Source organism: Methylobacterium iners (genome assembly GCF_022179305.1).
GTDB lineage: Bacteria > Pseudomonadota > Alphaproteobacteria > Rhizobiales > Beijerinckiaceae > Methylobacterium > Methylobacterium iners.
This window is the reverse complement of the sequence record NZ_BPQP01000049.1, coordinates 129,790-155,604: the sequence shown is the minus strand read 5'-3', so window position 1 is coordinate 155,604 and position 25,815 is coordinate 129,790. Positions and strand designations below refer to the sequence as shown.

Sequence of the window (25,815 nt, the reverse complement as noted above, 5' to 3'; positions counted from 1 at the left end):
CCCGCTTCCAGCCTGACACATTCCCCACACACAGGGACCCAGAGCCGCCGGCACAGCCATGCCTGGCACTCGGCGAGGTTCTGGGTTCCGGGCTCGCCTGCGGCGCCCCGGAATGACAAACGTGGTTGGATCGTTCCCGTGGCGAACATCCGCGTTTGGACGCTGCGGAGCCGGTGCTCGGAATTGACTTGGCGCCCCCCTTCCGCCATAAGCCGCGCCATCGCGATCCGGCGCCCCTTTCGGGCGCCCGTCGCGCTTGCAGACACATTTTTGGGATGAGTGAACATGTCGGCGCGGCCTTGAGGCCACCCGCATCGATCCTCGCCCTTCGGAGATCGCGCGATGAAGAGAACCTACCAGCCGAGCAAGCTCGTGCGCAAACGCCGCCACGGCTTCCGCGCACGCATGGCGACCGCCGGCGGCCGCAAGGTCATCGCGGCGCGGCGCGCCCACGGCCGCAAGAAGCTCTCGGCGTAAAAGCACCGTCGTTCGCGCCGCCGGCGATGCGCGGCGCGTCAGGCATGGCCTTTGCCACAGGCCGAAGGATCGGACCGGCCTTGTCGACGATCGGACGGCTCAAGCGACGCCCGGATTTCCTCGCCGCCGCGGCGGGGCGACGCTTCCACACCGAGCGCATGACGGCGCAGGGCCGCCTTCGGGACGCAGGCGAGCTCCGCGACGCGCCGGTGGACGGCCTGCATCTCGGCTTTACCATTACCAAGCGGGTCGGGCATGCGACGGAGCGCAACCGCATCCGTCGCCGCCTGCGCGGTGCCCTGGCGCAGGTAGGCGGCGACTTGCCAAGCCTTCCCGCCGACATCGTCCTGATCGCCCGCCGGCCTGCCCTGCACGCGCCGTTCGACGCGCTCTGCGACGACCTGCGCCGCGCCGTCGGGACCGTCACCAAGCCGCGCTCGCCCGATGCCAAGGGCGGCCGTGCGGCGAAGGCGGCCTCTGGCGGATCGTCCGCGCCGTCAACACCTGCGACCGAGCCCATGGCCGAGCCAAGCCGGCCGTCCTCTTCACCTGCGAACGCCTGCGCCGGATCTCACGATGGGTAATGACAAGACGAACATGATCGTCGCGATCGCCTTGTCGCTGGCGGTCCTGCTCGGTTGGAACTACTTCGTCGCCGCCCCGCGCGTGGAGCAGCAGCGGCAGGCCGCGCTCCAGAACAAGGCCGCGACGCAGACGCCGACGAGCCCGGGTGCCAGTGCGGATGCCGTGCCGACGCCGAGCCCGAAGGAGGGCGGCCCCACCACGCCGATGCCCGGCACGCTGGGCGGCACCGTCACCGTCGAAACGCGCGAGGCCGCGCTCGCCCGCTCGCCGCGCGTCCGGATCGACACGCCCGCGCTCTCGGGCTCCATCGCCCTGAAGGGCGGCCGCGTCGACGACGTCTCGCTCAAGAACTACCACGAGACCGTCGACGACAAGAGCCCGCAGATCGTGCTGCTCTCGCCGACCGGCAGCGCCAACCCCTATTATGCCGAGTTCGGTTGGGTCGGTCAGAACGCCGGACCGCTCCCGAACGGCGAGACCCTGTGGACGGCCGACGGCGAGGTCCTCTCGGCGGGCAAGCCGTTGACGCTCAGCTTCGACAACGGCGCGGGCCTCGTCTTCAAGCGCATCCTCGCCGTCGACGAGAAGTTCATGTTCACGATCCGCGACGAGGTCGAGAATAAGGGCGCGAAGGCCGTCACCCTCTACCCCTACAGCCTGGTCTCTCGCTGGGGCAAACCCACGGTCCAGGGCTATTACGTGCTGCACGAGGGCATGGTCGGCGTGCTCGGCGGCGAGGGCCTGCAGGAATACACCTACGACCACCTTGCCAAGGAGCCGGCCTACGGCAACGCCGCGACCAAGGGCAAGGCCTGGGCGAACGTCACCGGCGGCTTCGTCGGCATCACCGACAAGTACTGGGCGGCGACTGCGATCCCCGACCAGAACACCCCCTATACCGGTGCCTTCACCGAGCGAACGGACGGCCAGACCAAGGTCTACCAGGCCAGCGTGCGCGGCGACGGCGTCGCTGTCGAGCCCGGTGCCTCCGCAAGCGCGACGCAGCGGCTCTTCGCCGGCGCCAAGGAAGTCAACACGATCAACGCCTACGAGAAGGAGCTCGGCATCAAGCAGTTCGATCTCGTGATCGATTGGGGCTGGTTCCACTTCATCACGCGGCCGATGTTCCGGGCGCTCGATTTCTTCTTCCACCTGTTCGGCAATTTCGGCGTCTCGATCCTCGTCGTGACGTTCTTCCTCAAGCTGCTGTTCCTGCCGATCGCCAACAAGTCCTACCAGTCCATGGCCAAGATGAAGGCCGTGCAGCCGGAGATGATGTCGATCCGCGAGCGCTACGCCGACGACAAGGTGAAGCAGCAGCAGGCGATGATGGAGCTCTACAAGAAGGAGAAGATCAATCCGGTCGCCGGCTGCTGGCCGGTGCTGATCCAGATCCCAGTCTTCTTCGCGCTTTACAAGGTCCTGTTCATCACCATCGAGATGCGGCACGCGCCGTTCTTCGGCTGGATCCAGGACCTCGCCGCGCCGGACCCGACGAGCGTGCTGAACCTGTTCGGCCTCCTGCCCTTCGCCGCGCCCGACTTCATCCCGCTCGGAATCTGGCCCATCATCATGGGCATCACGATGTTCGTCCAGATGAAGATGAACCCCGCGCCGCCGGACCCGGTCCAGGCGCAGATCTTCACCTTCATGCCGATCGTGTTCACCTTCATGCTGGGCTCGTTCCCGGCCGGGCTCGTCATCTACTGGGCCTGGAACAACCTCCTCTCGGTGATCCAGCAATACTGGATCATGCGCAAGAACGGGGTGAAGGTGGAGCTCTGGGACAACCTCACCGGCATGTTCAAGAAGAAGGCGCCTGCGGCGGCCAAGAGCTGAGGTCGGCCCGTTGACGGTCGCTGCCGACGATGCCGACCTGATCGAGGCCGGCCGCCTGCTCTTCGCCGGCACCGCGGATTTCACGGCCGCGGCGCCCTCGCTCGGAGTTCTGCCGCCGATGAAGGGCGTCGAGATCGCCTTCGCCGGACGCTCGAACGTCGGCAAGTCGAGCCTTGTCAACGCGCTTACCGGCCGTAACACTCTGGCGCGGACCTCGCACACGCCGGGGCGCACGCAGCAGCTCAACTTCTTCGACATCAAGGGGCGGCTCACCCTCGTCGATATGCCGGGCTACGGCTATGCGGCGGTCGAGAAGGCCAAGGTCGAGGCATGGACGGCGCTGATCCATTCCTACCTGAAAGGCCGCGCCAACCTCGCCCGGGTCTTCGTGCTGATCGATTCCCGGCATGGGCTGAAGAGCATCGACACCGACGTGCTCGATGGGCTCGACAAGGCGGCGGTGAGCTACCAGGTGGTGCTCACCAAGGGTGACGCCCTCAAGAAATCCGAGGTCGACGCGCGCATCGCCGCGACGCGGGCGGCGCTCGCCAAGCGCCCGGCGGCCTATCCGGAGATCCTGCTGACCTCGAGCCGCGACGATCGCGGCGTGGCGGAACTCCGCGCCAGCGTCGCGCGCCTGCTCGCCGAGCGCGGCGCATGAGCGGGCCCGATCGCGCCCTCGCGGCTCTCGCCGCGCTCGCCGGCCTCCTCGGCGTCGCGGGCAGCGCCGCAGCGGCCCATACGAGCGGCGGCGAGACGCTGAGGACCGCCGCGCAGTTCCTGCTGTTCCACGCGCCTGCGATCCTGACTCTGACAGGCTTTGCCGCCGCCGGCCTGACCCGCGGCGGTCCGACCCGCGTCGCGGCGGCTGCGCTGGTGCTGGGGCTCACGCTGTTCTCGGGTGATCTGGCGATGCGGGTGCTCGCCGAAACCCCGCTCTTCCCGATGGCGGCGCCGACGGGCGGCATCGTTCTCATCGCTGCCTGGCTCGCGGTCGCCGTCGTGGCCTGCCTGCCCGTGCGGCGCTGAAACGCCTCACGGCTCGATCCGCCAGTCCCGGACCCGGACCGTCAGCCCATGCTCGGTGTCCCAGGTACAATCGGCCTGAAGGTGAAAGGCCTGGTCGCTCTCGACGGAGATCGCGCACCGCTTGCCTAAGAGCCGCCAGATGTCCTTCGTGGCGTTCAGGAGCGGAAAGGCATCGCGCCAGTCGTCCTTCTTCCGGCATCGCCTCGAACTCGGGATACGCGACGCGCGTGTAGAGATCGAAGACATGCGCCTCCAGGATCGGCTTGAAGTCCTCCCGGCGCAGGATGTCCTCGACGAACGCGATCCGGGCGCGCGTGAGCGCGCCCTCGTCACCCGCGACGTGGAGGGTTGCCGGCAGCTCGCTCCAGGCCGGTCTGATCTTCTTCTTGAGCCGCCACTGCTCGGTCGCGTCGAAGGTGAAGGTCCCAACCCCCTTCACGCGCACGTCGTCGATCGTCGCCTCCAAGCGGCGAAGCATCGTCCAGGACGCCGCGTCCGGATCGTGGTGCAGGAGGAACTCCTCCCTCAGGCGATGACCGTCGCCGACCACGCTGTCGATCGTCACGATTCGAAGGCGATGTTCGCCGGTCCTGTAGGCGTAGATCCGGTCGAACAGCTCGGGCTGCCCGATCCGGATGTCCCGGCGCTGCAGCGGACCCGGCATCCACGCTGACGTCGCTCGCAGTTCGATGCCGAACCGATTGGCATCGATCGCGAAGGCGCGCTCGTCCTCGTAAGGGTGGCCATAGGCGCGGTGCTGGAACTCCACGTTCCGGGCGCCGTCGAAGATCATGTCCGCGTAGCGCTCGAAGAACGTCCGCATGAGCGCCTCGGCGGTCGGTGCGGATGTCGGCTCGACGGTTCTCGAGGCGAGGTAGCGGTCGACGAGCCGCTCGAACAGCGCCTCGTTGTTGGCGTCGGCGACCGGGCCGAGCCTGTCGGCAGGACCGATCTGACGGAGGAACGCGGCGAAATCGTCGGCGAGCCTCAAGGGTTGCGACGGGGACCAGTTTCCGAAGAAGGCGAACGGCTTGACGGCCCAGATCGAGCCGTGATCGTCGTCGTTCAGGCTGATCAGCAGGCGCAGCGAAGCGGTTCTGCCGCGCCCGCCCGTGAGCATGCCGAACGGCAGATAGGCGGCCTTGTCGTGAGGCAGGAGGCCGCCCTCGTTGCGCGTGAGATACTCCTCATAATGATGTTGCGCAAAAACCTGGTGGTCGGCGCCCTCGAAGGCCAACAAGCAGAGATAGGCAGCGTCCGGTACGAGGATGGAGCGGTGATCGTAGGCGAGCTTACGCCAGCCGACATTCGTGAGATACCAGCGGAGCATCGGGGGCAGCGGCCTGCCCACCTGCTGCTCGCAGGCCGTGATCGCATCGTCCGTGTACCGCTCGGGCGTGCCGTACGCGTCCTCGTAGGGGATGGCCGCGACGGCGGCCTCGATCTCCGTCATGGCTCGCCGCTTTCGCCGTGGCCCTGCACCGCCCGCTTACGGCACCGGCCGGTGATGCGCCAGCGCGACGGTCGGCGCCGGGAGCATGAACGGCACCCAGGCAGCGGGCTGCGGGAACCGCTGATGGCGGGATCTCTGCTCGCCGCCCTCCCTTCCCTGCGGTGCTGAACGACCGAGCCCAAGAAGGACTGTTTGCTCGGACCTTGCCGTTTGCTCTTCCCTTGCGGCTTTCCCGCGGCCTGCCTCACCCCGGCACCACCGGCGGGTGATAGGTCAGCGTGAAGGCGAGCGCCCAGAGCAGGAACAGCACCACGGGCAGGTGGATCAGCATCTGCAGGAAGCTGAAGCCGACGATGTCGCGGGCCTTGAGGCCGAGGATGCCGAGCAGCGGCAGCATCCAGAACGGGTTGATCAGGTTCGGCAGCGCCTCGGCCGCGTTGTAGACCATCACCGCCCAGCCGAGATGGACCTTCAGCTCGTTGGCCGCCTGCATGACGTAGGGGGCCTCCAGGAGCCACTTGCCCCCGCCCGAGGGCACGAAGAAGCCGAGCACCGCCGAGTACAGGCCCATCGTGATCGGGAAGCTGCCCGTCGTGTTCAGGCTGACGAAGGCGTGGGTGATCAGGTCCGAGACCGAGGTGCCGGCGGCGTTGTTCGCCCCCGTGAGCATTGCGCTGATGGACGCATAGAGCGGGAACTGGATCAGCACGCCCGCGGTGGCGGGCACGGATTTGGCCACCGCGTTGAGGAAGCGCTTGGGACGCCAGTGCAGCAGCAGGCCGAGGGTGAGGAACAGCAAGTTGTAGGTGTTGAGGTTGGAGATCGCGGTCATCCAGGACTGGCGCGCGAATTCCTGGACGATCCAGCCGCCGGCCAGCACGACGAGCAGGATCGTCAGGACCGGCCAGTGCTCCAGCCATTCGCCGGGCTGAGCAGGGGGTGGAAGATCCTCCTCCGCCCGCGAGACGTCGAGGCCCATGTCCTGGGCCGTCACCGCCGTCGCCGGCCTCGGGGCCGAGGCCACCGCGATCACCACCGAGATCACGAACAGCACCAGGGCCACGAACATCGACTGCCACAGGAAGATGGTCTCGCTGAACGGGATCACCCCGGTGATCGGCAGGAGGCTCGGCGGCAGACTTTTTGGGTTGGCCTGCAGCTGGGCGGCCGACGAGGACAGGCCCATGGCCCAGGTGGCGCCGAGGCCGAGATAGGCGGCGGCGCCTGCCGCCCGGTAATCCATCCGCAGGTCCTCGCGACGGGCGAGGGCCCGCGCGAGCAGGCCGCCGAAGATCAGGCTCAAGCCCCAGCTCAGGAACGAGGACAGCATGGTGGCCGCCGCGACGAGGCCGACGGCCCCGCGGCCGGTTTTCGGCACCGTCGCGAGCCTGTCGATCAGGGCCTGCACGGGCGGGGCCGTGGCCACGACGTAGCCCCCGATCGTGACGAAGGCCATCTGCATGGTGAAGGGGATCAGGCTCCAGAACCCGTCGCCGAAGCTCTTGGCGACGGCGCTCGCCGGCGCACCGTTCGCCAGCGCGCCGAGCGCCACGATCACCACCGCGATCGCGACGAAGATGAAGGCATCGGGAAACCAGCGCTCCGCCCAGGCCGTGAAGCGGATGCCGGCCCGGGCGAGCGCGCCCTCGGCCGGCGCATCGGGGCGCGAAGCCTGCAGAGACGGATCTCGGGAGGATGTCGGCATCGACCGCCCTTCGAAAGCCGGTGCGTTGGGAAAACCGCCGGTGGCGTGCCATCTGGTGCAGATGCCGCCGGGCTCAAGCCGCGCCCGGCTCGATGCTTCAGCCTTCCTTAGCGGCTTGGCTTTAACCGGAAGGGGTGAGAATCCGGGGGCACGTCCGATGTCGGTAGCGGTGAAGGATCATAGCGTCGAGGACATGCTGGCGGTCCGGCGCCAGCGCGGGCTCGCCGTTCGCGACCTGACCGACGCGCCCGCCCAACGGGCCGATGAGCCAAGTGTGGCCGTGCCGAGCCCGGGAGGATGGCTGCGCCGACTGCTCCTCCAGTTCGCGATCGTTATCGCCGTCGGTCTGGCGCTTCTTGTTATGCCGTCGCTGTACTCCTGCCGCGAATGGGCGACAGGGATGTTGACCAGCAACAGCTACGCCCGCTGCGTCGGCCAGTCGACCGCCGTCACGATCGCGTCCCTCGACCAGCAGGTCCAGACGCTCGCCTTCGGCTTCCGGCGCTGAGGTGTGAACCATCCTGGCCAGCGCGATTTGTCCTCGCACGGCCCGAGATCACGGTCTTGGCGGAGGTGCACGCCGGAATCCCGTGGCGGGTCGGAACTGACGGAACGGCACCCAGAACAAAGAAGGCGATCCGAGGGGGGCTCGGATCGCCTGTGTCGCACGCTGCCCCGGTGTTGAGACGGTAACCAGCAGCCTGTGAGCCCTCGCTACGGCAGTATGGTTAACGAGAGCTTTCCGATCGGCGAGGCCCGGGATGGCCCAGGATGGCAGAGTGGTACGATCAGGGTTGTGAGGCATGCCGGGCGGGGATCCTCGCGGGCAGCCCCACCACGCCTCTCCCGCTCGCCGTGAGCCTTGAGGCCCATGCCCAGCTCCGCCGCTGCGATCTGTGCGAGGCGTGGTGGATCGAGAACGAACGGGAGGCCCACGTGATATCGGGCGACGAGGCTCGCGTCGGGTTCCCCAAGCATTTCCGGCAACACCCGAACGCGCCGGCCTGAGGCTCCGGGCGCGGCGCCCTCCCCGATGAGGGCTCCGCGCCATCCGCTCAGTTCAGCGTCGCGTCCGCCGGCCGGCGCTCGACGGCGACGCCCTTGTCGCCGACGACGAGGCCGAGCGGCCCCAGGCGCACCGGCACCGTCTCGCCGTCATGGACCAGCCCGGACAGGATCTGCTCGGCGAGCGGGTCCTGCACGGTCTTCTGGATGACCCGCTTCAGGGGCCGGGCCCCGTAGGCCGGGTCGTAGCCCTTGTCGGCGAGCCAGTCGCGCGCCTCCGGCTCGACCGCGATCTGGATCTTGCGCTCCTCCAGGAGCTGCCGAAGCCGCTCGAGCTGGATGTCGACGATTGCCCCCATCTCCGAGCGCTTGAGCCGGTGGAACAGGATGATCTCGTCGATCCGGTTCAGGAACTCGGGCCGGAAGTGGCCCCGCACCACGCCCATGACCTCGTCGCGCACGAGGTCGGTGTCCTGGCCCTCCGATTGGGTGACCAGGTACTCCGCCCCGAGATTGGAGGTCATAATCAGGAGCGTGTTGCGGAAGTCGACCGTTCGGCCCTGCCCGTCCGTCAAACGCCCGTCGTCGAGCACCTGCAGGAGGACGTTGAACACGTCCGGATGCGCCTTCTCGACCTCGTCGAACAGCACGACCTGATAGGGCCGGCGCCGGACGGCCTCGGTCAGCGCCCCGCCCTCCTCGTAGCCGACATAGCCCGGAGGCGCGCCGATCAGCCGGGCGACCGAGTGCTTCTCCATGTATTCCGACATGTCGATGCGCACGAGCGCGGTGTCGTCGTCGAACAGGAAGCCGGCGAGCGCCTTGGTCAGCTCGGTCTTGCCGACGCCGGTCGGGCCGAGGAACATGAACGAGCCGATCGGCCGGTTCGGGTCCTGCAGCCCGGCCCGCGCCCGGCGCACCGCGGTCGAGACCGCCTCCACCGCCTCGCGCTGGCCGACGACGCGCTTTGCGAGCGCCATCTCCATCGCCAGCAGCTTCTCGCGCTCGCCCTCCAGCATCTTGTCGACGGGCACGCCGGTCCAGCGCGAGACGACGCCGGCGATGTGAGCCGGCGTCACCGCCTCCTCCATCATGCCGTCGCGGCCGCCCTCGGCGCCCGCCTCGGTCTCGGCGAGCTGCCGCTCCAGGCCTGGGATGACCCCGTAGGCGAGCTCGCCCGCGCGCTGGTACTGGCCCTGGCGCTGGGCGTTGGCGAGCTCGGTGCGCGCCTCGTCGAGCCGCTTCTTCAGCTCCGCGGCTGCGCCGAGCTTGTCCTTCTCGGCCTTCCAGCGGGCGGTGATGGCGGCGGATTGCTCCTCGAGATCGCCGAGCTCCTTCTCGAGCCGCTGCAGCCGATCGCGGGAGGCGGAATCCGTCTCCTTCTTCAGCGCCTCGCCCTCGATCTTCAGGCGCACGATCTCGCGGTCGATGTTGTCGAGCTCCTCCGGCTTCGAGTCGACCTGCATGCGCAGGCGCGAGCCGGCCTCGTCGACCAGGTCGATGGCCTTGTCGGGCAGGAAGCGGTCGGTGATGTAGCGGTTCGACAGGGTCGCGGCCGCGACCAACGCCGCGTCCTGGATGCGCACGCCGTGGTGCTGCTCGTACTTCTCCTTGATCCCGCGCAGGATCGAGACCGTGTCGGCGACGGTCGGCTCGGAGACGAAGACGGGCTGGAAGCGGCGGGCCAGCGCCGCGTCCTTCTCGACGTGCTTGCGGTACTCGTCGAGGGTGGTCGCGCCGACGCAGTGCAGCTCGCCGCGGGCGAGCGCGGGCTTGAGCAGGTTCGAGGCGTCCATGGCGCCATCCGCCTTGCCCGCGCCGACGAGCGTGTGCATCTCGTCGATGAACAGGATGATCTGGCCCTCGGCCGACGTCACCTCGGAGAGCACGCCTTTCAGCCGCTCCTCGAACTCGCCGCGATACTTCGCGCCGGCGATGAGCGAGCCCATGTCCAGCGCCAGCAGGCTCTTCTCCTTCAGGCTTTCCGGCACGTCGCCGTTGACGATGCGCAGCGCCAAGCCCTCGACGATGGCGGTCTTGCCGACGCCGGGCTCGCCGATGAGGACGGGATTGTTCTTGGTGCGCCGGGACAGGACCTGGATCGTGCGCCGAATCTCCTCGTCGCGGCCGATCACCGGGTCGAGCTTGCCCTCTCGCGCCGCTTCCGTGAGGTCGCGGGCGTATTTCTTGAGCGCGTCGTAGGCGTTCTCGGCCGAGGCGTTGTCGGCGGTGCGGCCTTTGCGGAGCGCGTTGATGGCGCCGTTGAGAGAGGCCGGGGTGACGCCGGCGGCGGTGAGCGCCCGGCCGGCCTCGCTGTCCTTCTCGACGGCGAGCGCCAGCAGCAGCCGCTCGACGGTGACGTAGGAATCGCCCGCCTTCTGGGCGGCCTTCTCGGCGGTGTCGAACAGGCGCACGAGCTCGCGCGTCGCCTGCGGCTGGCTCGCGTTGCCCGAGACCTTCGGCTGCTTGGAAAGCCACGCCTCGACCTGAGCCAGCGCGACCCGCGACTGGCCGCCGGCGCGGTCGATCAGACCGGCGCAGAGGCCCTCGGGATCGTCGAGGAGCACCTTGAGCAGGTGACCCGGCTGCAATTGCGGATGGCCCTCGCGGAGCGCGAGGCTCTGGGCGGCCTGGACGAAACCGCGGGCGCGTTCGGTATAGATCTCGAAATTCATGTGTCTTCCCTCCCCGCTCGATCCCAACCGCCCGCTCGGTGGCACGGCCGATCGACGCGATGACATCCTCCGGACCCTTCCGCTGAGGATGGCGGCGCCGCATCGGCCGCCGCTTGCCCCGATGTGGTGTTGCAATTGAGCACCACAAGGGCGGAGGCCGGGACTTGCATCGCGGTGCGGATCACGGTCACGCTCACCGCATGACTCGCACGCCCGACCTCCGCCTCGACGCACTGTACCGCTACCCCGTGAAGGGGCTGAGCCCCGAGCCGCTCAGCGAGGCCAGGCTGGAGCCTGGGGCCTACTTTCCGGGCGACCGCCTGTTCGCGATCGAGAACGGCCCGTCGGGCTTCGATCCGACGGCCCCGCGCCACCAGCCCAAGATCAAGTTCCTCATGCTGATGCGCGACGAGGCGCTCGCCCGGCTCGACGCCCGCTACGATCCGGCGCGGGACGTCCTGACCATCCGGCACGAGGGCCGCGTCGCGGCACAAGCGCACCTTGCCACTGAGGAAGGACGGCGGGCGATCGAGGATTTCCTGCGTGGCTACCTGCCGGACTCGCTCCGGGGCGCGCCGCGCCTGCTGCGCTCGCCGGAGGGATTCCGGTTCACGGATTCGGCCCGCGGCTACGTCTCGCTGATCAATCTCGCGAGCGTCGCCGCGATCGAGGATTGGGTCGGCGCCCCGGTCGACCCGCTGCGCTTCCGGGCCAACCTCTATGTCACGGGCCTCGCGCCCTGGGCCGAGCTCGACCTCGTCGGCCGGGTCCTCAAGACCGCCGACGGCCTGCGCCTGCGCGTCCTCAAGCGCACGGAACGCTGCGCGGCCACCAACGTCGACCCGATGACGGGCCAGCGCGACCTCGCGATTCCACGCACCCTCGACCACCATCTCGGCCACACCGATTGCGGGGTCTATGCCGAGGTGCTGGCCGGGGGACGGCTCTCCGTCGGGGAAGGCCTGGAGATCGAGGCCGACGGGGCGCCGCGCGCCTGACGAGCAGGCCTCCTCACCGCCCCAGCAGCCGGTCGCTGACGATCCGCCGTTGGATCTCGCTCGTTCCCTCGAAGATCGTCGTCAGCCGGGCATCGCGCCAGTAGCGCTCGACCCGGCGCTCGGTCGTGTAGCCGTTGCCGCCGTGGAGCTGCATCGCCTGGTTGGTGACGCGCACGGCCATCTCGGTGGCGACGAGCTTCACCTGCGCCGACTCGCTCTCGGCCGGCTCGCCCGCGTCGAGGAGATGCGCGACCTGGCACCAATAGGCGCGGGCCTGGGCCACCTCGGCGGCCATGTCGGCCAGCGCGAAGCGCAGGGCCTGGAACTCGGCGATGGGGTGGCCGAACTGCTCGCGCTCCTGGAGATAGGTCTGGGTGTCCTCCAGGGCCGCGCGGGCGACGCCGACGGCGCGGGCGGCGGTGTGGACGCGGGCGATGTTAAGGCCGCGCTGCACGGAGGCGAAGCCCCCGGAATCCGCGTCGGCGCCCTCGTCGCCGTAGAGGCCGGTGAGGCGGTCGCCCTCGGGCACGCGCACGCCATCGAGTTCGAGCTGCCAGGTGAGGAAGCCGTGATAGCCGATCTTGTCGATGGCGTGGCCCGTCATGCCCGCAGGGAAGGTGCCGGGCTGCTTGACCACCAGGAAGGGCTCCAACCCGGCCGAGCGCGGCTCGCCCTCGCGCGGTTCGCGGGTGCGGGCCAGGACCTCGACGAAGTCGGCGGCGAGTGCGAAGCCGGCCCAGCGCTTGGTGCCGGTGAGCACCCATTCGTCGCCCTCGCGCACCGCGCGGGTCTCGACGCCGGCGAGATCCGAGCCGGCCGTCGGCTCGGAGAGCGCGATGGCGCCGATCCACTCGCCGCGCGCGGATTTGCGCAGCAGGGTGCGGCGGCGCTCGTCGTCCAGGGTCTGGGTGCCGAGCCCCTGGCCGCGGGCGAGGATGCTGCCCACCGAGAGCCAGGCACGGGCGAGTTCTTCCGATACGAGGCAGTACTCGAACACGCCGAGCCCGAGGCCGCCATGCGCCTCGGGGATGGTGATGCCGAACCAGCCCTTCGCCGCCATTCCGTCGATGAGCGAGCGGGGCATCTCGGCCTTCTGCGGGTCGAGCTCGTCGGCGATCGGCATCACCACGTCGCGGGCGAAGGCGCGGGCCTGCTCCTGGAGCGCGACGCGGGCGTCGCTGCGCCAGGGCGGGAGCAGACTCGGCGGGATCGGCTCCTGAGGCTCGCGCTTGGGCATGGGACGTCCTCGATCGCGCAGCCGCAACGGTGCGCGATGCTCAAGCGTCGCCGTAGGCCACTGGTTCCGCTCCGTGGCGTGGAGAGCGGCGCGAGGCAGCCATCGCCTCCTGAAGCACGGCGAAGATCCGCGGGTCGCCGCAATGGGCGACGTTGAAGCGGAGGAAGCGCTGTCCCATCGGCGAGAGGCTGTAGGCGCCGCCCGGCCCCAGGACCACGTCGTTGGCGAGTGCCCGCCGGGCGATCTCGGCGGAATCGAGCCCGTCGGGCAGGCGCGCCCACAGGAACAGGCCGCCGCGCGGCTGCGTCCAGGGCGTGAGGCCGCAGGCCTCGAGGCGGCGCAGGGTCCGGCCCATGTCGCGGGCGAGCTTTTCGCGCACCTCGCCGACATGGTGGCGGTAGGTGCCGTCGGTGATGAGCCCGTGCATCAGCACCGCCGAGAAGTGGCCGCTGCTCAGCGCGGTGGCGAGCTTGAGGTCGATGAGCGCCTCGACCCAGTCCGGCCTCAGCGCGATGAAGCCGCAGCGGATCGAGGCCGAGAGGATCTTGGAAAAGCTGCCGATCTGGATCACCCGCTCCAGCCCGTCGAAACCGGCGAGCCGCGGCGCCGGGTCGGGCTCGAGATCGCCGAAGATGTCGTCCTCGATGATCAGGGTGCCGTGGGCCTCCGCCAGCCGCAGCACCTTGTGCGCCACGGCCGGTGCCAGGGTCGCGCCGGTGGGATTCTGGAGGGCGGAGTTCGTCAGGTAGAAGCGCGGGCGATGCTGGGCGAGCATCGCCTCCAGCCCTGCCAGGTCCGGTCCCGAGGGCGTGTAGGGCACGCCGACGACCGTGACCCGGTGCGCCCGCAAGAGGGCGTGCAAGTTCGAGTAGCAGGGATCGTCCACCACTACGGTGTCGCCGGGCTCGATAAGGAACCGGCAGATCAGGTCGAGTGCCTGCGTCGCCGAATCGACGAGCAGGATCTGGTCGGCATCCGCCTCGACGCCCCGCTCGCCCAGCCGGCGGGCGATCTGGGCGCGCAGGGGCGGGAAGCCGAGGGGCTGATCGTAGCAGACGAGGCCGCGGTCCTGCGTTCGCGCGGCTTGGCGCAGGCCCCGGCGGATCGCCTCCATCGGCATCCAGGCCGACGGCAGCCAGCCCGAGCCGGGCTTGAGCAGGCCCGGACCCGACTGGAGCGATTGCCGCGCGATCCAGAGCGGATCGACTTCCCGGTCGAGCTGCGGCCCCACGGTCTTCAGGCACAGCGGCCTCGTCTTTCCGGCGACGTAGAAGCCCGAGCCGCGGCGCGCCACGATCAGCCCCTCGGCGCCGAGCCGGTCGTAGGCCTCGACCACCGTCGATTTCGACACGCCCATGGCCTCGGCGAAGGCCCGAACCGAGGGCAGCCGGGTGCCCGGCGCCAGGTGACGGCCGGCGATCCGCTCGGCGATCGCGGCGGTGACGCGGCCGACGCGGCTGGGCTCGGCTCGGGACGAGGCTTTCATCTGTACGGCCAGATTGTCCGGACAATTCCGCGAAATCGTACTGGATTGTGCCTGTCGCGGCCAGCCCCGCGCGCGCCATTCCTTCGCGGCGACGAAGCGGAAGGAGCGAGACATGAACACTACGACCTGCACGCCGACGGCGCCCCGGTCCCTCCTCGACAGGGCGGTCCGCTACCTGGCCCGCCTCGTCGGTGCGGTGGCCGACGGGCTCTCGCGCCAGGCGATGAACCGGCGCGTCCTTCACCAGCTCGCCGCGATGTCGGAGCGCGACCTGCGGGATATCGGCCTCGTTCCACAGGACGTGGAGGATGCCTGCCTGCCTGAGAACGGCGACCCCTCCCTCTTCCTGATCGCGCGACGCGGGGAGCGCCGGGGTTCTCGCGGGCTGACGCCGCGTGTGCTGCGGCACAACGGAGCGATCCGGTTCCGCCACATGGGCCTCTGACCATGTGGCGAGGCGTGACGGAGGGCTGCGGCCTGGGTTAAAGGATGCGGGCCTCCGGCCGGGACATCCCGGGCCGGGAGGCCTCCTCCAATCCGGGTCTACGATGGCTGGCGCCTCCACCCACGCGAGCTTCCTGCCGCCGGTCCTGACCTTCCTGTCGGCGGCGGTAATCGGCGTGCCGGTCTTCCGCGCGCTCGGCCAGAGCGCGGTGCTCGGCTACCTCGTCGCCGGCGTGATCATCGGTCCCTTCGGCTTCTCGCTGATCGCCGAACCGGAAACCGCGGCAAGCGTGGCGGAACTCGGGGTCGTCCTGCTCCTCTTCATCGTCGGGCTCGAATTGCAGATCTCGCGGCTCGTCTCCATGCGCCGGGACATCTTCGGCCTGGGGACGGCGCAGCTGGTCGTCTGCTCGCTGGCGCTGGGGAGCGTCGGCGCCTGGATGGGCCTGTCGCCGTCGGCCTCGATCGTCATCGGCATCACGCTCGCCCTCTCGGCCACGGCGGTCGCCCTGCAGCTCCTTGAGGAGCGCGGCGACCTGGGGACGCCGTACGGCGGACGTTCCTTCGCGGTGCTGTTGTTCCAGGACATCTCGGTGGTCGCGATCCTGGCGCTGATGCCGCTCCTCGCCTCGGCCGGGGGCGGCGGCAATGCCGGCTGGCTCGGCGATGCCCTGCGCTCCACCGGAACCGTGGGAGCGGCCATCGTCGCGGTGGTTCTCGTCGGCCGCTACGGCCTCAACCCCTTCTTCGGCCTGCTCGCCGCGAGCGGCGCCCGCGAGGTGATGACGGCCGCCGCCCTCCTCGTGGTGCTCGGCACCGCGCTCCTCATGGAGAAGGTCGGCCTCTCGATGGCGATGGGCGCCTTCCTCGCCGGGGTGCTGCTCGCGGAATCGAACTTCCGCCACCAGCTCGAGGCTGACATCGAGCCGTTCCGCGGTATGCTGCTCGGCCTGTTCTTCATGTCGGTGGGCATGTCGATCGACGGCAACCTCCTGAAGGCTGCCTGGCCTTCGCTGTTCGGGGCGACGGCGGCGGCGATCCTGATCAAGGTGGCCTTGGTCGCGGGCCTGTTCCGGCTGTTCGGCTCACCCTGGCTCGATGCGGTGCGCGGGGCGGCGATCCTGGCGCCGGCAGGCGAGTTTGCCTTCGTGCTGCTTCCCCTCGCCAGCGGCCTCGGCATCATCGACGGCGCCTCGACCCGCTTCGCCGTGGCGCTCGCGGCGCTCACCATGCTGGTCGGCCCCATCGCCGCCAAGGCGCTTGACGGCGTGCTCGCCCGCCGCCCGGCCGAGCCGGAGCCCGCGCCCGACACCATCGAGAACGCCGAGGCCCGCGTCCTCGTCATCGGCTTCGGGCGCTTCGGCCAGATCCTGACCCAGGTCCTGCTCGCCGAGGGGGTGAGCGTCACCGTGATCGACAAGGACGTCGACCAGATCCGTAGCGCCTCCCGCTTCGGTTTCCGCATCTTCTACGGCGACGGGACCCGCCTCGATGTGCTGCGCGCCGCCGGGATCGGTCGGGCGGAACTTCTCTGCATCTGCGTGGATGACGCCGAGGCGGCGCTCAAGATCGTCGACATCGTGCACGAGGAGTTCGCGAGCGTGCGTACCTATGTCCGCTCCTACGACCGCACGCATTCGATCGCGCTCATGAACCGCGACGTCGATTACCAGCTGCGCGAGACGGTGGAATCCGCCCTCGCCTTCGGGCGCGCGACGCTGGAGGGTCTCGGCGTCGCCCCGGAGGCCGCGGCCGCGACGCTCGCCGACGTGCGCAAGCGCGACGTCGCCCGCCTCGTCCTGCAGCAGGCGGGCGCCCTGCCCGACGGCAGCGGCTGGATGCGCGGCGCGCCCGAGATCAAGCCTGAGCCGCTGACCGCGCCCAAGCGCCCCTCCCGCGCCCTCAATGCCGAGACCCGCGACATCATTGGGACCGAGCGGCGCGAGGCGGCGACCCGCACCCTGGAGACCCAGGACGGACGCGTCGATGGCTGACCTCGCGCCGGCGCTGCCGCCGGCGCCCGAGGAGCCCGCCCGCTTCGTCACCGGCTCGATCCTGCGCCACGTCCTCGTGATGACCGGGACCGGCTCGGTGGGGCTGATGGCGATCTTCGTCGTCGACCTCCTCTCGCTTCTCTACGTCTCCAAGCTCGGCGATCCGCGCCTGACCGCAGCGGTCGGCTTCGCCACGATCATCCAGTTCGTCGGCATTTCCATCAATGTCGGCATGATGATCGCGGCCGGCGCCCTGGTCTCGCGGGCCGTCGGCGCGGGCGACGGCGCCGGCGCGCGGCGGCTCGCGGCCTCGACCGCCGTGCACGGGGTGATCGTGTCGGGCGTCCTCGTCCTCGCGCTGCTGCCGCTGCTCACGCCCCTGCTCACCTGGATCGGCGCCGACGCCGAGACCCTGCCCGTGGCGGAGCGCTTCCTCTGGATCACGCTGCCCTCCAACCTGCTCATGAGCCTCGGCATGACCTATTCCGGTCTGCTGCGCGCGGTCGGGGCTGCGCGGCACGCCATGTACGTCACTCTGGGCGGGGCCCTGGTCACGGCGGTCATCGACCCGCTTCTCATCTTCGGCTTCGGGCTCGGCGTCGACGGGGCCGCCATCGCCACCTGCATCGCGCGGCTGGTCTTCACCCTGATCGGCTGGTGGGGCATGAGCCGGCACGGCCTCCTCGCCCGGCCGCGCCTCGGGGACGTCGTCGCCGACGCGCCCGCCACGTTCCGGATCGCGCTGCCGGCGGTGCTCGCCAACCTCGCCCCCCCGGTGGCGAGCGCCTTCATGGCGCACGCCTTCGCGAAGTTCGGGGCGCCGGCGGTTGCCGCCAATGCCGTCATCGACCGCTTGGTGCCCGTCGCCTTCGGCGGCCTCTTCGCGATGTCGGGGGCGGTCGGGCCGATCCTCGGGCAGAACTGGGGCGCCGGCCGCTTCGATCGCATGCGCGGCGTCCTGCGCGACGGAACCCTCGTCACCGCCCTCTACGTCATCGTGGTCTGGCTCGGGCTGATCCTGGCCCGCGATCCGCTCGTGAGCCTGTTCGAGCTCCAGGGCTTCGCCGCCGACCTGTTTCGCTTCTTCTGCCTCGTCAGCGGCGCGGTCTGGTTCTTCAACGGGCTCCTGTTCCTGTCGAACGCCTCCTTCAACAATCTCGGCTTTCCCTTCCTGTCGACGGCGCTGAACTGGGGGCGGGCCACGCTGGGCACGATGCCCCCGGCCCTGCTGGGTGCGGCCTGGTACGGCCCCGAGGGCGTGATCGCGGGTGTCGGGATCGGCTCCATCCTGTTCGGGCTCGCGGCGGTCGTCCTTGCCTTCCGCACGGTCGGGACCCTGGAGCGCCGGGCCGTGCCGGCCGATCCGCCCTCGGATCCTGCCGTGGCGGCCGCACCGGAGCGCACCGGCGCCCTCGTCTGAGCCGCGGCTCCGACCTCGAAGGGCAAGTCCCGGTCGAACCGCAGGAAATTCGGACGGCGCGTGCGTTTGGTGTACCGTCCCGGCATCGCATTCCGTGAGGCCCGCCGTCATGTTCACCCTGTTCGACATCCTGCAGGCCCAGGGCGGCAACGGTGTCCAGGGTTTGAGTCAGCAATTCGGGCTCTCGCCCGAGCAGAGCCGCAGGGCGATGGAGGCGCTTCTGCCCGCCTTCACCCTCGGCCTGCAGCGGAATGCGGTGACGGACCCGACGGGCTTCGCTCAGCTCTTCGGCATGGTCGGCCCGAATGCGGCCCGGCCCGGCCTGGCCTCACCCCAGGCGGACTTCCTCGTCCAGCAGCTCTTCGGCTCGCCGCACCTGAGCCAGGCCGTGATCCAGCAGGCGGCCGCGGCGAGCGGCGTCGCCACCCCGGTGCTGAAGCAGATGCTGCCCGTCCTCGCCGGGATGGTCGTGGCCGGCATCGTCCACGTCATGATCAACCAGTCGCCGCCCCCGCCGCAGGCCCCGAGCCCGTCGCCGGCGCTCTACGGGTTCCCGCCGGCCGCCTACTGGACCGAGATGGTCGACGCCTTCCTGGCCGCGGGCGGCGCTCCGAAGCAGTCGGAGGTTGCGGGCCGCTCGCGGAGCCAGAGCCTCGCCAAGCCTCCCACGCGCCCGGGCCCGTCCCGCGGGGCCGAGCCGGCGGGGGGCAAGGAGGGTGCGCCCTTCGAGCTGTTCCAGCAGCTCGTCCAGTCGGGTCTCGACGCGCAGCAGGAGAACGCCAAGGCGATGCAGCGCCTGTTCGACGCCTTCTGGACCGAGCCGTCCTCGCAACGGAATGGCGATTCCGCCCGGTAGACGTGTCAGCGCCTCAGATGGCGTCGCGCGGCACCAGCACGACGGCCGCGGCGTAGCCAGCCCGCCGGAGCATTCGGAAGTCGTGGTGACGGCGCTCGCAGGTGACCTTGAGGTAGCGGGAATCGCCCTCCAGCAGGCCCGCGGAGGCGGTCGTCGCTTGGGCCTGCATCATGCACTGCAGGGGCGTGCGGACCGGGGCGACGATGACGTCGAGGGCGGTGGTGCGGGAGCAGTCCCGGGCCAGCAGCGTGCCGGCGCAGACCAGGGCAACGGACAGAAATTCGGACATGACGGACCCCCGTTTGCGAATGGGCGAGAAAGGTCCGCGGAGTGGCTCTGGCGTCCGAGCGGCCGCGTGATTGTTGCCTTGGTGTCCCCCGTTATCGTTCCGTACCAAGCATGGCGTGTGCCAGGATCGTTTCTTGCGGTGATGGTTCGTGAGGTGGCATGGCCCGCCTGCTCGGCGTGCAGGCGGTGACGGCTCAGTCGCGGGCGGCGAGCCAGAGCGGCTCGGGCTCCTGGCGCGGCAGCAGCATCGCGACGGCGTCGAGGTCGACGGTGTAGTTCTCGGTGAGAACCCGCCAGACCTCCGTCACGGAGTCGGTCCCGCTGCTCAGCCGATCGAGGGCCGTGGCGAGCAGGCTCGGATTCGTCAGGGTGGGGCGGGGCAGAAGCGGGTCGGCGTTCAGCATGGCAGCGATGATCCGTCGTAACACAGGTTAGGATCGCGCAGGATGGTTAACGAAGGCTCAAGCGGTCGCCGCCGGCGCCGATCGCCCCATCTTTACGGCCGGCCGCTTCGCAGCCCGGCCCGGCTGCGCTAGAAGCCGCGCGCCATCGCCCTTCGCGTCACCTCTCGCCAGGACCTGCCCGCCGATGAAAGATCCCCTGCCGAACGTGCATGTGCGCGCCGAGATCCTGGTCCAGGCCCTGCCGCACATGCAGCGCTACGATCAAGAGATCGTGGTGATCAAGTACGGCGGCCACGCCATGGGCGATCGCGCCGCGGCCGAGGATTTCGCCGAGGACATCGTGCTCCTGGAGCAATCCGGCCTAAAGCCCGTGGTGGTGCATGGCGGCGGCCCGCAGATCGGGCGGATGCTCGGCCGGCTCGGCATCGAATCGGAGTTCAAGGGCGGCCTGCGCGTCACCGACGAGGCCACCGTCGAGGTGGTCGAGATGGTCTTGGCCGGCTCGATCAACAAGCAGATCGTCGGCTGGATCTCGGCCGAGGGCGGCCGCGCCATCGGTCTGTGCGGCAAGGACGGCAACATGGTCCGCGCCAAGCGGGCCTTGCGCACCGTGATGGACCCGGAGAGCCAGACCGAGGCGGTGGTCGATCTCGGCCTCGTAGGCGAGCCCGAGCATGTCGAGCGCGGCGTCCTCGACGCGGTGCTGAAGGCCGAGCTGATCCCGGTGCTGGCGCCCGTCGCCTTCGGGGCCGACGGTCAGACCTACAACGTCAATGCCGACACCTTCGCCGGCGCCATCGCGGGCTCACTCCGGGCCAAGCGCCTGCTGCTGCTCACCGACGTGCCGGGCGTCCTCGACAAGGAGGGCAAGCTCATCCAGGAACTCTCCGTCGAGGATTGCCGGAGGCTGGTGGCCGACGGCACCATTACGGGCGGCATGATCCCCAAGATTGAGACCTGCATCTACGCCATCGAGCAGGGCGTCGAGGCGGTGGTCATCCTCGACGGCAAGGTCGGCCACGCGGTGCTTCTGGAGCTCTTCACCGATTACGGCGCGGGCACGCTGATCCGGCGAGCCTGAGAGGCGCGGCGCCTGGGGAGCCATCCGAAAACCGCAAACCTGTTCTCAAGCTTGCCGGCCCCCATCTGAAGGGGCTGACGATCATGTCCCTGCAACGACCCCGGACACCGTGCTCCTTCCCGGCGAGAGCCACTTCACCACCTCCGACGCCCGCGGCTTCAGCCAGGTCGACACCTGGGTGTTCGACCTCGACAACACGCTCTATCCGAGCGACGCCCGCGTCTGGCCGCAGGTCGACGAGCGCATCACCCTCTACGTGATGCGGCTCTACGGACTCGACGGGATCTCGGCCCGTGCCCTGCAGAAGTATTTCTACCACCGCTACGGCACGACCCTGAAGGCGCTGATGCAAGAGGAGGGAATTGACCCCCACGACTTCCTCGACTTCGCCCACGACATCGACCACTCCACCATCACCCTCGACGCGGCGCTGGGCGCCGCGATCAAGGAATTGCCCGGCCGCAAGCTCATCCTCACCAACGGCTCGCGCCGGCACGCGGAGAACGTGGCGAGGAAGCTCGGCATCCTCGACCATTTCGAGGACGTGTTCGACATCGCCGACGCGCAGTTCGTGCCCAAACCCGAGCGCTCGACCTACGAGCGCTTCCTCGAACGCCACGGCGTCGACCCGCACCGCTCGGCCCTGTTCGAGGACATCGCCCGCAACCTCGTGGTGCCCCACGAGATCGGGATGTCGACCGTCCTCGTCGTGCCCCGCACCCTCGACCCGTTCCGCGAGGCCTTCGAGCAGGAGGCGGTGAAGGAGCCCCATATCGACCACATCACGAACGACCTCGCCGGCTTCCTCTGCCAGCGGGTCCTGCCTGCGGTGGCGCCCCGGTGAACCCGCCCGACTGGGCCGGGCTGCGCGCGCCCGATCTCGACGCCTTCGAGGCGATGGCGCGGGAGGCCTTCGCGGAACTGCCGGAGGAATTCCGGGCACTCTGCGCCGACGTCGCGATCCATGTCGAGGATTTCCCCGACGACGAGACTATGGCCGAGATGGGCTGCGAGACAGAGTTCGACCTGCTCGGCCTGTTCCGCGGCGTTGGGTTGGCGCAGGCGGGCGAGGTCGTCACGGGGCAGATGCCGAACCAGATCTGGCTCTACCGGCGCCCGCTCCTCGATTACTGGGCCGAGCACGACGAATCGCTCGGCCACCTCGTCACCCACGTCCTCGTCCACGAGATCGGCCACCATTTCGGGCTCTCGGACGACGATATGGCTGCCATCGAGGCCGCGGCGGAATCTTGAGCCGCGGGCGCCCTGCCGCGCTGCAATTGCAGCAAGGCGCGGGCCGGGCTCAACTTTCCACTTAACTCACGCGGCCGTGATCTCGCCTGTTGTGCGCCGCGCCATCGAAAGTCTTGTCCAGAACGGATGGGGCCACTTGCGCTCGATGAACGGCCGATTAACATCGCCGTATTGTCTTCAGCGTCGATGGTCACTTCAAAGGCAGGGAGTTCCCCATGTCCGAGCTGATTCGCGTCAAGCCGACACACGACGGCACCTACACGGTCTATCGCGGACCGATCGCCCTGATCAGCGGCCTGACCCGCCTGCAGGCGGAACGCTACGAGGCCAGCATCGCTGGGCAGTTGCGGATTCTGCCGGCGCAGGTCTGACGCCGGACGACGCGCTCAAGCCTGTTGGAGCCCGAGCAGGCCGAGCGGACCGATCGTGCCCTCGTCGGTCAAACCCCGCTCCTCCGCGGCGATGACAAAACGCCCTTCCGTCCGCGCGATCGTGAAGAGGTGGTAGCTCGCCCGGCGGTCGCGCCGTCCCGGCCCCGTCGAGGCCGAGGCGGCGCCGACCACCGGCACCGCCCGGCCGCCGGCGCCCGCTACGAAGCGCACGCTGCGGACGTGGTTGTGCCCGTGCAGGATCAGCTCCGCACCGGCCCTCGCGATCATCGCCGTGAAGGCGGCCGCATCCTTCAGCTCGCGCCCCGCGCTGGCCCCACCGGGATCCGGCGGGTGGTGGATCATGACGATCCGGCAGGGCGGCTCCGCTTCGCGCGCGAGCGCGCCAAGCATCGCCTCGGCGAGCGCGATCTGCGTCTCCCCGAGCCGGCCCGTCGCCACGAAGGGCTTCGTCGGGATCGCCGAGGACAGGCCGATGATCGCGACGTCGCCGCGCCGCCTGAGATAGGGAAATTGGCCCGCGGCCGCGTCGTCGCCGGTGGTCCAGGCGCCGCAGGCCCCGAGCAGGCCCTCGAGGGAGCCGCGCACGTAGGCGTCGTGGTTGCCGGGGACGAAGCTTACGATCTCCGGATTGCCGAGGGCTTCAAGGAAGATCCGCGCGGTCGCCCACTCGCTCGGAAGGCCGATATTGCAGACGTCGCCCGTGCAGGCGACGTGGTCGAGACCCTGGGCATGGAGGTCGGCGACGATGGCGGCGAGCACGTCCATGTCGTGGCCGTGCTTGCGGCCCCGCCGCCAGTTCACGTAGCCGGTCGCCCGCTTGCTCAGGAGCTGCCGCAGGCGCGGCCGCGGCAGCGGCCCCACATGCGGGTCGGACAGGTGGGCGAGACGGAACATCGATTCCCGGTTCGGAGCGGCAGCCAGACGCCATCGCGGCTCGCCGACCGCGCGTCAAGCGAGGCCGGAGGGACATGGCATTGGTTGCGCCCGTGATCGGATCGGGGCTAGACCTCAGGCGGAGCGAGCGCCCGCCGACGTGGCCCGACGATCCGCGCGCCTCGCCATGAATCGAACCTCCAGGGGGCGGACGCCACCCGGCGTGAAGCCCGCAGGAGCGAGACATGAGCCTCGTCAAACGCATCGGGCGTTCGGCACCGGTCCAGCAGGCGCTGGGCATCCTGGCCGGCCATTACCTGCAGCTCGTGCGCCGGACGAACCGCTTCACCGTGGTGCCGCCCGAACCCGATCCCTGGCTCGACGGCCTCGGCCCCTTCATCGCGGCGATGTGGCACGGCCAGCACACGATGATCTCGTTCATGCGCCGCCCGCACGACCGCATCGCCACGATCATCTCGCGTTCGGCCGACGGCAACATCAACACCATCGCGCTGACCCGCATGGGCGTGCGCGTGATGCGGGCGTCGGGTGCCCGTGGCCGGGTCGTGCGGGATGCCAAGGCCAAGGGCGGCGCCGAGGGCTTGCGCGCCATGCTGCGCGCGCTCAAGGACGGCGAGACCGTCGCCTTCAGCGCCGACGTGCCCAAGGTCTCGCGCCGCTGCGACGCCGGCATCCTGACGCTCGCCCGCTTCTCGGGGAGGCCGATCGTGCCCGTCGCCGTCGTGACGAGCCGGCACATCCGCTTCAATTCCTGGGACCGGGCCTGCCTCGGCCTGCCCTTCGGCCGCGGCGCGATGGTCTTCGGCGAGCCGATCCTGGTGCCGCGCGAGGTCGGTGACGAGGCCTTCGAGGCCCTGCGGCTGCGGGTCCAGGCCGAGCTCAACCGCGTCCACGATCAGGCCTACGCCCTGGTCGGGCGCCAGGACCGCGTCCAGGGCAGCCAGAACCGGATCGAGCCGGAGCACCACGCCGTCGGAACCTCTGCGTGAAGGCCGCGCCGCTGACGCTTCCGCTCCAGGCCTATCGCTACGGCCTTTATCTCGGGGAGCCGGCGGTGGCAGGACTTCTCGCCTGGCGCTCTCGCCGCGGCAAGGAGGATCCGGGCCGCCTACCCGAGCGGCGGGGCTTGCCCGGGCGTGAGCGGCCCGACGGCGCCCTCGTCTGGATGCACGGGGCGAGCGTCGGCGAGACCTTCTCCCTGCTGGGCCTGATCGAGGGCATGATCGCCCGCGGCTTCTCGGTCCTCGTCACCACGGGGACGCGCAGCGCCGCCGAGCTGATCGGGCGGCGGCTGCCCTCGGGCGCGATCCACCAGTACATGCCGCTCGACGCGCCGCGCTGGGTCGAGCGCTTCCTCGACCACTGGCGGCCCGACCTCGCCCTCGTCGCCGAGTCCGAGATCTGGCCGAACACGGTCATCGCGCTCCACGCGCGCGAGGTGCCCCTCCTCCTCGTCAACGCCCGGATGTCCGAGCGGTCCTTCCGCGGCTGGGGGCGCTCGCCCCGCACTGCGGAGGCGTTGCTCTCGCGGGTGGCGGTCTGCCTCGCCCAGACCGCCGCTGATGCCGAGCGCTTCGCCAGGCTCGGCGCGCCCCGGGTGAGCGTCGCGGGCAACCTCAAATACGACTCCGCCGTGCCACCCGCCGACCGTGCGGAGCTGACGGAGCTCGCCACCCTGCTCGCGGGCCGCGCGATCTGGGTGGCGGCGAGCACCCATCCGGGCGAGGACGAGGCGATCGCCGAGGCGCATGCCGCCCTGAAGGCCCGCATCCCCGAGCTTCTCACCATCGTCGTGCCTCGCCATCCCCGCCGCGGCGAGGAGATCGCCCGCTTCGCCACGGCGGCCGGCCTGCGAACCGGACGGCGCTCGCAAGGAGCGAAGCCGGACCGCGCCATCGACCTCTACGTGGCCGACACGCTGGGCGAACTCGGCCTGTTCTACCGCCTGACCCCCCTCGTCTTCCTCGGCGGCTCCCTCGTTCCCCATGGCGGCCAGAACCCGATCGAGCCGGCCCGCCTCGACGCCGCGATCCTGCACGGGCCCCATGTCGGGAATTTCTCCGAGGTCTACGCCGCCCTCGACGCCGTGGGTGGCGCCCGCCCGGTGCTGGATGCGGACGATCTTGCCGTGAGCGTCGGCGATCTCCTCAGCGATCCCGAGCGCCTGCAGGCCATGGCGCAAGCCGGCCAGGGTGCCTTCCGTCCCTTCGAAGGCGCGGTCGAGCGCACGCTGGCGGTGCTCGATCCCTTCGTCGCCCAGATGAAGCTCGCGGCCATGACCGCCTCGTGAGCCGGGCCT

At 69.9% G+C, this 25,815-nt stretch carries 26 protein-coding genes; 18 read left to right on the top strand and 8 right to left on the bottom strand.

Going from position 1 to position 25,815, the window contains the following annotated elements; all coding sequences use genetic code 11:
• Positions 1-342: 342 nt before the first annotated feature.
• The 5 genes from rpmH (at position 343) to MFF55_RS16365 (ending at position 3,930) form a co-directional block, all read left to right on the top strand.
• On the top strand, positions 343-477 hold the full coding sequence (rpmH, locus tag MFF55_RS16385) for a 50S ribosomal protein L34 (protein ID WP_055947927.1): 135 nt from the start codon (positions 343-345) through the stop codon (positions 475-477).
• 80 nt (positions 478-557) lie between these two features.
• Complete coding sequence (rnpA, locus tag MFF55_RS16380) at positions 558-1,061, top strand: ribonuclease P protein component (RefSeq protein ID WP_238245164.1); 504 nt, start codon at positions 558-560, stop codon at positions 1,059-1,061.
• Positions 1,054-2,901, top strand: coding sequence for a membrane protein insertase YidC (yidC, locus tag MFF55_RS16375; RefSeq protein WP_238245163.1), 1,848 nt, complete (start codon positions 1,054-1,056; stop codon positions 2,899-2,901). Before rnpA ends, yidC begins: the two co-directional genes overlap by 8 nt.
• 10 nt (positions 2,902-2,911) lie before the next feature.
• Positions 2,912-3,562: a ribosome biogenesis GTP-binding protein YihA/YsxC gene (yihA, locus tag MFF55_RS16370; protein WP_238245162.1), complete on the top strand. Its 651-nt coding sequence runs from the start codon at positions 2,912-2,914 to the stop codon at positions 3,560-3,562.
• Positions 3,559-3,930, top strand: a complete 372-nt coding sequence (locus MFF55_RS16365) for a DUF423 domain-containing protein (protein ID WP_238245161.1) — start codon at positions 3,559-3,561, stop codon at positions 3,928-3,930. The genes yihA and MFF55_RS16365 overlap by 4 nt, the downstream gene beginning before the upstream one ends.
• Here the strand turns inward: MFF55_RS16365 and MFF55_RS27295 are convergent.
• Entirely contained in the window at positions 3,875-5,383 is a 1,509-nt protein-coding gene (locus tag MFF55_RS27295) for an SMI1/KNR4 family protein (protein WP_238245160.1), read from the bottom strand. The genes MFF55_RS16365 and MFF55_RS27295 overlap by 56 nt on opposite strands.
• Positions 5,384-5,627: 244 nt before the next feature.
• On the bottom strand, positions 5,628-7,088 hold the full coding sequence (locus tag MFF55_RS16355; RefSeq protein WP_238245159.1) for a short-chain fatty acid transporter: 1,461 nt from the start codon (positions 7,086-7,088) through the stop codon (positions 5,628-5,630).
• Positions 7,089-7,257: 169 nt separating this feature from the next.
• Between MFF55_RS16355 and MFF55_RS16350 the strand changes: the two genes are divergently transcribed.
• Both MFF55_RS16350 and MFF55_RS16345 read left to right on the top strand, forming a co-directional pair.
• A complete protein-coding gene (locus MFF55_RS16350) occupies positions 7,258-7,596 on the top strand; it encodes a hypothetical protein (RefSeq protein ID WP_238245158.1) in 339 nt (112 codons plus the stop codon).
• A 263-nt stretch (positions 7,597-7,859) separates the two neighbouring features.
• Positions 7,860-8,096, top strand: coding sequence for a hypothetical protein (locus MFF55_RS16345; protein WP_238245157.1), 237 nt, complete (start codon positions 7,860-7,862; stop codon positions 8,094-8,096).
• 47 nt (positions 8,097-8,143) lie between these two features.
• Here MFF55_RS16345 and clpB read toward each other — a convergent pair whose 3' ends face one another.
• Positions 8,144-10,768 (bottom strand): ATP-dependent chaperone ClpB, encoded by a 2,625-nt coding sequence (clpB, locus tag MFF55_RS16340; RefSeq protein ID WP_238245156.1) that lies wholly within the window; start codon positions 10,766-10,768, stop codon positions 8,144-8,146.
• 200 nt (positions 10,769-10,968) lie between these two features.
• On the opposite strand from clpB, the gene MFF55_RS16335 reads away from it, so the two are divergent.
• Positions 10,969-11,766 (top strand): MOSC domain-containing protein, encoded by a 798-nt coding sequence (locus MFF55_RS16335; protein ID WP_238245155.1) that lies wholly within the window; start codon positions 10,969-10,971, stop codon positions 11,764-11,766.
• A gap of 13 nt (positions 11,767-11,779) precedes the next feature.
• Here the strand turns inward: MFF55_RS16335 and MFF55_RS16330 are convergent, their stop codons facing one another.
• Together MFF55_RS16330 and MFF55_RS16325 are read right to left on the bottom strand one after the other, a co-directional pair.
• The gene (locus MFF55_RS16330; RefSeq protein ID WP_238245154.1) at positions 11,780-13,003 is read right to left on the bottom strand and encodes an acyl-CoA dehydrogenase family protein; all 1,224 of its coding nucleotides are present in this window, start codon (positions 13,001-13,003) and stop codon (positions 11,780-11,782) included.
• Between the two features lie 40 nt (positions 13,004-13,043).
• Complete coding sequence (locus tag MFF55_RS16325; RefSeq protein ID WP_238245153.1) at positions 13,044-14,489, bottom strand: aminotransferase-like domain-containing protein; 1,446 nt, start codon at positions 14,487-14,489, stop codon at positions 13,044-13,046.
• Positions 14,490-14,601: 112 nt separating this feature from the next.
• On the opposite strand from MFF55_RS16325, the gene MFF55_RS16320 reads away from it, so the two are divergent.
• The 4 genes from MFF55_RS16320 to MFF55_RS16305 all read left to right on the top strand — a co-directional run bounded on the left by MFF55_RS16320 (position 14,602) and on the right by MFF55_RS16305 (position 19,203).
• On the top strand, positions 14,602-14,934 hold the full coding sequence (locus MFF55_RS16320) for a DUF1127 domain-containing protein (protein ID WP_238245152.1): 333 nt from the start codon (positions 14,602-14,604) through the stop codon (positions 14,932-14,934).
• Between the two features lie 103 nt (positions 14,935-15,037).
• Positions 15,038-16,927 carry a monovalent cation:proton antiporter-2 (CPA2) family protein gene (locus tag MFF55_RS16315; RefSeq protein ID WP_238245151.1) on the top strand — a complete coding sequence of 630 codons (1,890 nt, stop codon included), beginning with the start codon at positions 15,038-15,040 and terminating at the stop codon, positions 16,925-16,927.
• The gene (locus MFF55_RS16310) at positions 16,920-18,347 is read left to right on the top strand and encodes an MATE family efflux transporter (RefSeq protein ID WP_238245150.1); all 1,428 of its coding nucleotides are present in this window, start codon (positions 16,920-16,922) and stop codon (positions 18,345-18,347) included. Before MFF55_RS16315 ends, MFF55_RS16310 begins: the two co-directional genes overlap by 8 nt.
• Positions 18,348-18,456: 109 nt before the next feature.
• Positions 18,457-19,203: a DUF937 domain-containing protein gene (locus MFF55_RS16305; RefSeq protein WP_238245149.1), complete on the top strand. Its 747-nt coding sequence runs from the start codon at positions 18,457-18,459 to the stop codon at positions 19,201-19,203.
• A gap of 13 nt (positions 19,204-19,216) precedes the next feature.
• On the opposite strand, the gene MFF55_RS16300 is transcribed toward MFF55_RS16305, so the two are convergent.
• Both MFF55_RS16300 and MFF55_RS16295 read right to left on the bottom strand, forming a co-directional pair.
• A complete protein-coding gene (locus MFF55_RS16300) occupies positions 19,217-19,492 on the bottom strand; it encodes a hypothetical protein (RefSeq protein WP_238245148.1) in 276 nt (91 codons plus the stop codon).
• A gap of 193 nt (positions 19,493-19,685) precedes the next feature.
• Complete coding sequence (locus tag MFF55_RS16295; protein ID WP_238245147.1) at positions 19,686-19,895, bottom strand: hypothetical protein; 210 nt, start codon at positions 19,893-19,895, stop codon at positions 19,686-19,688.
• A 184-nt stretch (positions 19,896-20,079) separates the two neighbouring features.
• Here MFF55_RS16295 and argB point away from each other — a divergent pair, with 184 nt between their 5' ends.
• The 4 genes from argB (at position 20,080) to MFF55_RS16275 (ending at position 22,601) form a co-directional block, all read left to right on the top strand.
• Positions 20,080-20,976 (top strand): acetylglutamate kinase, encoded by an 897-nt coding sequence (argB, locus tag MFF55_RS16290; protein ID WP_238245146.1) that lies wholly within the window; start codon positions 20,080-20,082, stop codon positions 20,974-20,976.
• Between the two features lie 109 nt (positions 20,977-21,085).
• Positions 21,086-21,820 carry a pyrimidine 5'-nucleotidase gene (locus tag MFF55_RS16285; protein WP_238245145.1) on the top strand — a complete coding sequence of 245 codons (735 nt, stop codon included), beginning with the start codon at positions 21,086-21,088 and terminating at the stop codon, positions 21,818-21,820.
• Positions 21,821-21,873: 53 nt separating this feature from the next.
• Positions 21,874-22,230, top strand: a complete 357-nt coding sequence (locus MFF55_RS16280; protein WP_238245175.1) for a metallopeptidase family protein — start codon at positions 21,874-21,876, stop codon at positions 22,228-22,230.
• A gap of 215 nt (positions 22,231-22,445) precedes the next feature.
• Entirely contained in the window at positions 22,446-22,601 is a 156-nt protein-coding gene (locus MFF55_RS16275; protein ID WP_238245144.1) for a hypothetical protein, read from the top strand.
• Positions 22,602-22,616: 15 nt separating this feature from the next.
• Here MFF55_RS16275 and MFF55_RS16270 read toward each other — a convergent pair whose 3' ends face one another.
• On the bottom strand, positions 22,617-23,516 hold the full coding sequence (locus MFF55_RS16270) for a metallophosphoesterase family protein (protein ID WP_238245143.1): 900 nt from the start codon (positions 23,514-23,516) through the stop codon (positions 22,617-22,619).
• A gap of 224 nt (positions 23,517-23,740) precedes the next feature.
• On the opposite strand from MFF55_RS16270, the gene MFF55_RS16265 reads away from it, so the two are divergent.
• Complete coding sequence (locus tag MFF55_RS16265) at positions 23,741-24,505, top strand: lysophospholipid acyltransferase family protein (protein WP_238245142.1); 765 nt, start codon at positions 23,741-23,743, stop codon at positions 24,503-24,505.
• Positions 24,502-25,806: a 3-deoxy-D-manno-octulosonic acid transferase gene (locus MFF55_RS16260; protein WP_238245141.1), complete on the top strand. Its 1,305-nt coding sequence runs from the start codon at positions 24,502-24,504 to the stop codon at positions 25,804-25,806. Before MFF55_RS16265 ends, MFF55_RS16260 begins: the two co-directional genes overlap by 4 nt.
• Positions 25,807-25,815 lie beyond the last annotated feature (9 nt).

What these genes read in the sequence shown, in the direction of transcription:
- MFF55_RS16365 (WP_238245161.1), top strand. Translation starts at nt 3,559, where the DNA reads ATGAGCGGGCCCGATCGCGCCCTCGCGGCTCTCGCCGCGCTCGCCGGC.
- argB (WP_238245146.1), top strand. Translation starts at nt 20,080, where the DNA reads ATGAAAGATCCCCTGCCGAACGTGCATGTGCGCGCCGAGATCCTGGTC.
- MFF55_RS16265 (WP_238245142.1), top strand. Translation starts at nt 23,741, where the DNA reads ATGAGCCTCGTCAAACGCATCGGGCGTTCGGCACCGGTCCAGCAGGCG.
- MFF55_RS16315 (WP_238245151.1), top strand. Translation starts at nt 15,038, where the DNA reads ATGGCTGGCGCCTCCACCCACGCGAGCTTCCTGCCGCCGGTCCTGACC.
- MFF55_RS16355 (WP_238245159.1), bottom strand. Translation starts at nt 7,088, where the DNA reads ATGCCGACATCCTCCCGAGATCCGTCTCTGCAGGCTTCGCGCCCCGAT.
- MFF55_RS16305 (WP_238245149.1), top strand. Translation starts at nt 18,457, where the DNA reads ATGTTCACCCTGTTCGACATCCTGCAGGCCCAGGGCGGCAACGGTGTC.
- MFF55_RS16345 (WP_238245157.1), top strand. Translation starts at nt 7,860, where the DNA reads ATGGCAGAGTGGTACGATCAGGGTTGTGAGGCATGCCGGGCGGGGATC.
- clpB (WP_238245156.1), bottom strand. Translation starts at nt 10,768, where the DNA reads ATGAATTTCGAGATCTATACCGAACGCGCCCGCGGTTTCGTCCAGGCC.
- MFF55_RS16280 (WP_238245175.1), top strand. Translation starts at nt 21,874, where the DNA reads ATGGCGCGGGAGGCCTTCGCGGAACTGCCGGAGGAATTCCGGGCACTC.
- MFF55_RS16310 (WP_238245150.1), top strand. Translation starts at nt 16,920, where the DNA reads ATGGCTGACCTCGCGCCGGCGCTGCCGCCGGCGCCCGAGGAGCCCGCC.
- MFF55_RS27295 (WP_238245160.1), bottom strand. Translation starts at nt 5,383, where the DNA reads ATGACGGAGATCGAGGCCGCCGTCGCGGCCATCCCCTACGAGGACGCG.
- MFF55_RS16300 (WP_238245148.1), bottom strand. Translation starts at nt 19,492, where the DNA reads ATGTCCGAATTTCTGTCCGTTGCCCTGGTCTGCGCCGGCACGCTGCTG.
- MFF55_RS16330 (WP_238245154.1), bottom strand. Translation starts at nt 13,003, where the DNA reads ATGCCCAAGCGCGAGCCTCAGGAGCCGATCCCGCCGAGTCTGCTCCCG.
- MFF55_RS16335 (WP_238245155.1), top strand. Translation starts at nt 10,969, where the DNA reads ATGACTCGCACGCCCGACCTCCGCCTCGACGCACTGTACCGCTACCCC.
- yidC (WP_238245163.1), top strand. Translation starts at nt 1,054, where the DNA reads ATGGGTAATGACAAGACGAACATGATCGTCGCGATCGCCTTGTCGCTG.
- rpmH (WP_055947927.1), top strand. Translation starts at nt 343, where the DNA reads ATGAAGAGAACCTACCAGCCGAGCAAGCTCGTGCGCAAACGCCGCCAC.
- MFF55_RS16320 (WP_238245152.1), top strand. Translation starts at nt 14,602, where the DNA reads ATGAACACTACGACCTGCACGCCGACGGCGCCCCGGTCCCTCCTCGAC.
- MFF55_RS16275 (WP_238245144.1), top strand. Translation starts at nt 22,446, where the DNA reads ATGTCCGAGCTGATTCGCGTCAAGCCGACACACGACGGCACCTACACG.
- MFF55_RS16325 (WP_238245153.1), bottom strand. Translation starts at nt 14,489, where the DNA reads ATGAAAGCCTCGTCCCGAGCCGAGCCCAGCCGCGTCGGCCGCGTCACC.
- MFF55_RS16295 (WP_238245147.1), bottom strand. Translation starts at nt 19,895, where the DNA reads ATGCTGAACGCCGACCCGCTTCTGCCCCGCCCCACCCTGACGAATCCG.
- MFF55_RS16270 (WP_238245143.1), bottom strand. Translation starts at nt 23,516, where the DNA reads ATGTTCCGTCTCGCCCACCTGTCCGACCCGCATGTGGGGCCGCTGCCG.